Source organism: Nonomuraea antri (assembly GCF_013283785.1).
In the GTDB taxonomy this organism is placed as follows: Bacteria; Actinomycetota; Actinomycetes; order Streptosporangiales; family Streptosporangiaceae; genus Nonomuraea; species Nonomuraea antri.
Genome location: NZ_JABCPZ010000140.1, coordinates 22,697 through 28,857, shown reverse-complemented (window position 1 = coordinate 28,857; position 6,161 = coordinate 22,697). Strand labels below are relative to the sequence as shown.

Here is a 6,161-nt window from a genome sequence, read left to right as displayed (position 1 = left end):
CCCGCATCCGGGTGATTCCCGGAGACACACCGAGCACGGACACACTTCCGCAGACACTCACCGCTTAACCTGCAGAAACAGGATCACACGGAGATCGATTCATACACCACGTCCGTGGACGTGACCCTCGCCGAGCCGCTCGGCCTTCTTGGCATGGCTCATGCACAGCCGGCACCACGGTCGCGGCCGGGGTGCGGAAGGGTGAAGCGTGCCTGACTCTGTCGGTAGGGCCTGCCAAGATCGCAGCATGACGATCGATGCGCTGACGCCGTTCGGCTGGCTGCAACCGCCGTACGGCGATCGGGGCAATGTTCTCGGCGAGATCTACTGCGTGACCTTGCTGCGCGGGCTCGATCCGGACGAGGTGCTGCGCCGGTTCGGCGCCCGCACGAGCACGGAGATGAGCTTCGCCGACCTGGAGTTGGCGGTCGCCGACTTCACGATGGTGACCGAGGGTGGTGACGGAGGGGGTTATGTCGGAGTGGTCGCAACCGGCGATGGGTGCGCAGCGGTGGAGCCGCGCGGCTGGTCGGGCACGGACGACCCGACTCTGGAGCGGCTGTCGGCCGGCACCGACGTGGTGTCCGTCCTGCGGCATGACTATGCCTGCGACTACTTCCACTACGCCGCTGACGGCATCGTCATCACCGCTTTCGACCCGACCGCTCCCGAGCATCGCTCCGGCGCCGACAGCGACCGGCTCGCCGGCCTCATGCGCGAGTTCGGCCTGCCACTCGAGGAGAGCTCAGATGAGGACTGGGACCAACGCCACGACGACCTGTCCCGACATGGCCTCGCGCGGATGTTCGCGATGGCGGCCCGCCTCACTGGCGTGACGTTCACCGCCGACCTGCTGGGAGGACCGCTCCTGGTGGGCGCGATCGCCGACCTGCCACCGCCACAAGAGCCGAAGCCCGGGAAGAGCCTCGGCGCTTTACTCGAGGAAGTGAAAGCGGCAAGCGGCCCTGAGACTGGTCATGGCGCCGATTAACCCCCAGGGCCTGCGGTACTGAAGGGGCCCACCTATTCAGCTGTCGTAAGTGGTCTTTCTATAAGGCTTTATCCGGCGGCGTAGCGGTTCCAGTCCCTCATCGGCGGCGCGATGTTGTCGTTTACGCCTGGTACGCCGATCCTCCCCTCAGGTGTTCGGCGACCAGACGGACGTGCCGGAGTCGGCGGCTGGTGGGACGCGACGCGGGCCAGGACGAACAGGTGCACACGCTCGGCCTCGTCTAACCGCAGCGCGGGCGACCGCGTCCAAGACGACCTCGGACACCCCGCTGACGTGGCCCTTCTACAGCCGGGCATACCAGTCGGTGCTCCCCCCGGCCGGCACCGCGACCTCCACGCGGCGAAATCCGGGCACCCGGCGCACGCCGGAGGGCGCGCCTGGCCCGCTGCGGGGTGATCCTGGCGCACCGGGTGGCGAGGCAGTCACGGATCTCGTCCGGTGAAGAGGCCGAGGTTGTCGCCGGTAAGCGCGACCTCCCGCCCGCACGGACAAGCCGGTTGGCTGGCAAGCGCCTGCCCAGCGGCCACGGCCGATCGAGCAAAGGCCGGCCCTGCGGCCGCTCCATCTTCTTCGAGGACGTAGACAGCGGTGGCCGGGCAAGTGACGGAGCCGCTCAGGTCGCGCTCCGGCCAGACCTCAGCACTCCGAAAAGATCCCGTCCTTGGCGTAGTCCTGCACGCGCCCGGTGCCGTCCGCGCCGAGCAGCGGCCCGCCCCGGTGATCGTCGAGCCCACCGAGGCGATCATCCGCGTGACAGCCGCCGGGTCGTGCAGGTGAAACTCGTACACCACCTCCGTGGACGCAACCGCGCTGCTGCCGGGGCTGAAGCGGATATCGACGTACGGAAGCGTCGCCCGCCATACGACCATTTCTCCGTTCGTACGGAGCGCTCTGCTCATTGGCCGTCGAAGGTGTCGTGCCAGTGCTCGGCCGCGCGGATCATGTCGTTGCTGAGGTGCTGCAGGAGCCGGCCCATGTTCTTCAGCCGGGCGCCGGCGGGAGTGGCCGGGTCGAGGGCTTCGGCTCCGTGGAGGGCGGCGGCTGCGAGCCGGGCGTTCTTCCGGGCGCTGGCCATCCAGGATGGGTACAGGATGTCGCCGTCGATGACGTAGCGATCGCGGCGGCGCCGCGGGTCTCGTTCGCGCCGGATCAGCTGGTGCTGTTCGAGCCGGCCGACGGCCTTGGAGACGGACGCCGGGCTGACCTGGAGCCGCTGGACGAGCTCAGCGGCGGTGAGGCTGCCGCTGTCGGTGATGTAGAGGCTGACGAGCACCCGGGCGGCCGTACGCGGCAGGCCGGTGTCCACGAGCATGGCGGTGAAGTGCTCCTCCAGCTCACGAATGGTCCGCGGGTCTCGTCCGTCGAGGACGTCCGGCACCGGCGGAGGGGCGGCAGGCATGCTGCGGCGAGCTCGGATCGCGGTCGCTTGGTGGGCGCGGTCGGCGTCGTAGCCAGCGGCTCCGCCGTTCCTGGCGACTTCGCGAGTGATGGTCGAGACCGGGCGATGGAGACGCACGGCGATCTCGCTGTAGGTCAGCCCGTCGGCCAGCCCCGCGGCGATATGACGACGTTCTTCGTGACTCAGCCTACCGCCCGGCATCGATGATCTCCCCTCCTGCCTGGCTGCACAGTATTGCGTTCGCCGCCATCTCATTGCAAATCCATTTTGCGTTTGACCGCATCGTCATTGCAACTACCAGCGAAAACACCGTTGACAGCCCCCTAAAAGCAAAGTAGCTTTCGCATGCGACTGAACACGTACTATCTCGTCTGAGCGAGGGAGATCGACATGGTCACGTCCCTTTTACTCGCCGCCGTGACGGCGGTGAGCTCCCCCGGAGTGCAGACCGCGCTCGACCGAGCGGTCGCCGACGGCGGCGCGCCGGGGATCGTCGCCGAGGTGCGCGACGGGCGCGAGCGGTGGTTCGGCTCCGCCGGCGTCGCCGACACCGAGACCGGCCGCAAGCGCGAGCCGAACGAACGCTTCAGGATCGGCAGCGCCACCAAGGCGTTCACCGCCACCGTGGTTCTGCAACTGGCCGGCGAGGGCAAGCTGAGCCTGGACGACTCTGTGGAGCGCTGGCTGCCCGGCCTTGTCCAGGGCAACGACTACGACCGCGGCCAGGTCACCATTCGGCAGCTGCTCAACCACACCAGCGGGATCTTCAGTTACACCAGCGACACCGAGTTCTTCGCCCGGGGGCAGGGCGCGGCCTGGTTGGAGCACCGCTACGACACCGTCACCCCGGAGCAGCTGGTGAAGATCGCGCTGCGCAACCCACCGTACTTCGCCGCGGGCACGGGGTTCGCCTATTCCAACACCAACTACATCCTGGCCGCCATGATCACCGAGAAGGTGACGGGCCACGCCTTCGGCCAGGAGGTGACGCGGCGCGTCATCCGTCCGCTGCGGCTGACCGGCACCTACCTACCCGGGACGGAAGCGCAGATCACAGGGCCGCACCCGGTGCACTACTCCACCCTGTTCTCCCAGGACCCCGACCCCGCGATCCACGACGCCACCGACATGAACCAGTCCGCCGCCTGGTCGGCCGGCGGCATGGTGTCGACCGTCGGCGACCTCAACCGGTTCATGGGCGCCCTGCTGGGTGGACGCCTACTGCCCGCCGCCCAGCAGAGGGAGCTGTTCGCCACCGTCGTCACCCAGGGGTGGATCCCCGACACCCGATATGGCCTCGGCGTTTTCGCCCAGAAGCTGCCGTGCGGCGTCTGGGTCTGGGGCGCCGCGGGGGCCACCTACGGCTCCTGGACGTACGTCATGGGGACGCGTGATGGCAGGCACATGCTCGCCACCGAGATCAACGGCGACTGGAGCGGCCTGAGCGTCTTCGCCGATGTCCTGTCGGCCGAATTCTGCCCCAAGTGGTCGCGTTGATCACGCCCGTTCAGACCGCCCGCTCGCTGGCGCCCGACCTCGCCCGCGGCATCATGCTGCTGCTCATCGCCCTGTCCCACGCCCCGGCATTCGTCGACGACTGGAACACCGGCCCACCCGCGCTGGACGCCGCGGCGAAGATCGTCAAGTCCCTGCTGGCCGACAACCAGGCCCGCAACATGTTCGTGTTCCTGTTCGGCTACGGCCTGGTGCAACTGGCCCGCCGTCAGGAGGCAAGGGGCGTCGACTGGACCTCCGTCAAGAAGATGCTGCGCCGCCGGGCGTTCTGGCTGGTCGTCATCGGCTTCGCCAACGCGGTGATCTTCGTGCCCATCGACATCGTCGCCGTCTACGGCGCCACCCTGCTGGTGCTCGCCCCGCTGGTACGGGCCGGAGAGACGGTGCTGTGGCGGACGAGCGCACTGACCCTCGTCCCCGCCACCCTGCTCATGGCCTGGCAGAGCGTGGCCGCTCAGGGCGATCCGGCCACCATCGCCGAGATCATGGAGCCGACGCTCGCCGCCCACCTCGTCGCCGGCCTCCCGTCCTGGCCCGCCAACACCCTCGTCTCCACCGTCATCGTCGTACCGGCCATGCTCGTGGGCATCCTGGCCGCCCGGCGCCGACTCCTCGACGAACCCGAACGGCACCTGCCGCTGCTACGACGCATCGCCGTGATCGGCATCGGCGTGGCACTCATCGGCCGGCTCCCGGCCGCGCTGCTGGCCGCCGGAGCGTGGGCCACCCCCTCGGCCCCGGTCGGCTGGACGGTCGCCATCGCGCACGACCTGACCGGATACGCCGGCGGCATCGCCATGGCCGCGGCCGTCGGGCTCGCCGCCGCCCGGATGCGGCGCGGCCGCCTGGCCAACGCGCTGGCCGCGCTGGGGCAACGATCGCTGACGTTCTACCTGTTCCAGGCCCTGGTGTGGGTGGTGCTGTTCTACCCGTTCACCCTGAGCCTGCACGACGACATGGGCTTCGCCGCGTCCCTCGCGATCGCAGTCGGGGTGTGGCTGCTGTCGATCGCGCTGGCCGCATGGATGCACGCCGCAGGTCACCGGGGGCCGGCCGAGATCGTGCTCCGCCGGCTCACCTACCGCGGCTGATCCGGCTCGGGCGGCTCTCCGACCGGGGAGATGGCCGCGCTGAACGGATACGTCAGCGCTCCAGCGGCGTGGACGTGCGGCCGTCGCTCTGGTCTGCTCATCGGCTCCGTGCGGCGCGACGGCGGTCCCGCGGACCACCGTCGTTGTACGCGGTATCGAACCGCTCGCGCCCGACCTTGCCGACCAGGATGGACGGCGAGGTACCTCAGTTGCTTGTCAGGGTGGAGACTCCGGTGGCCTGCGGACGGCGAGGGAAGAGACCATCCATCGTCACAGAGTAATCGCTGAGGTGCCGCTCTCCCGCCGTTCGAGGCTCGGGGCGTCGTCGGGTACAAAGGCAGTCATGAGGGACGTCGTCGAGCACCGCTACAGCCGGGACGACATGCGTCTGGTGACAGCGTCCTTCCGTACGCATCATTTCGTTCCTCACGCGCACAGCGAGTACGCCATCGCGGCGATCGAGCGCGGGGTGGAGGCTGTCCGCTATCGCGGCGCCACCGAGCACGCGCCCGCGGGCAGCCTGCTCCTTCTCGATGCCGACACCATCCACGCCGGCCGCCCCGGCATCGCCGAGGGCTGGGACTATCGAGTCTTCTACCTCCCGCCGGCGCTGGTGGCGGAACTCGCCGGGTACCGGCCCACCTTCCCCGTACCGGCTCCGCACGACCCGCCTCTGGCCGCCCGTCTGATCCGGCTGCACCGCCGCCAGGACCAGAACCTCCTGGCCGCGCAGGAAGAATTCGAAGCGCTGTTCACCGAGATCCTCGTTCGCTACACCCGCCGCGCGATCACTCCGACGCCGCCACTACCCATTCTGAAGGTACAGCGGCACCTGGCCGCGGACCTTCAACGCACCCCGTCCTTGGACGAGCTTGCCGGGGTGGCGGGCCTGCCCCGGTTCCAGCTGCTGCGCGCCTTCCGCCGCGAAACCGGCCTCACTCCGCACGCCTATCTGCTGCAGCTACGCCTGCGCTGTGCCCAGCAGCTCCTGACCGCCGGGCACACCGTCGCGCGCGCCGCGGCCGAAAGCGGCTTCTACGACCAGGCACATCTGCACCGTCACTTCCGCCGTACGTTCGCCGCCACCCCGGGCCGGTTCGCGCGCAACGACGTACAAGACCGATACGGCCCGCCCGCCTAACGT

Annotated in this window: 5 protein-coding genes; 4 read left to right on the top strand and 1 reads right to left on the bottom strand. The window is 69.1% G+C overall.

Annotated features, from left to right (window positions below; all coding sequences use genetic code 11):
* The first annotated feature begins 247 nt into the window (after nt 1-247).
* Entirely contained in the window at nt 248-991 is a 744-nt protein-coding gene (locus HII36_RS35010; protein WP_173527601.1) for a DUF6461 domain-containing protein, read from the top strand.
* A gap of 916 nt (nt 992-1,907) precedes the next feature.
* Here the strand turns inward: HII36_RS35010 and HII36_RS35005 are convergent.
* Nucleotides 1,908-2,612 (bottom strand): GbsR/MarR family transcriptional regulator, encoded by a 705-nt coding sequence (locus HII36_RS35005; protein WP_173527600.1) that lies wholly within the window; start codon nt 2,610-2,612, stop codon nt 1,908-1,910.
* A 189-nt stretch (nt 2,613-2,801) separates the two neighbouring features.
* Between HII36_RS35005 and HII36_RS35000 the strand changes: the two genes are divergently transcribed.
* From HII36_RS35000 to HII36_RS34990, 3 genes are all read left to right on the top strand, one after another.
* Nucleotides 2,802-3,908, top strand: a complete 1,107-nt coding sequence (locus HII36_RS35000) for a serine hydrolase domain-containing protein (protein WP_173527599.1) — start codon at nt 2,802-2,804, stop codon at nt 3,906-3,908.
* On the top strand, nt 3,896-5,017 hold the full coding sequence (locus HII36_RS34995) for a DUF418 domain-containing protein (protein ID WP_328808021.1): 1,122 nt from the start codon (nt 3,896-3,898) through the stop codon (nt 5,015-5,017). The genes HII36_RS35000 and HII36_RS34995 overlap by 13 nt, the downstream gene beginning before the upstream one ends.
* Nucleotides 5,018-5,360: 343 nt before the next feature.
* Entirely contained in the window at nt 5,361-6,158 is a 798-nt protein-coding gene (locus HII36_RS34990) for an AraC family transcriptional regulator (protein WP_173527598.1), read from the top strand.
* Nucleotides 6,159-6,161 lie beyond the last annotated feature (3 nt).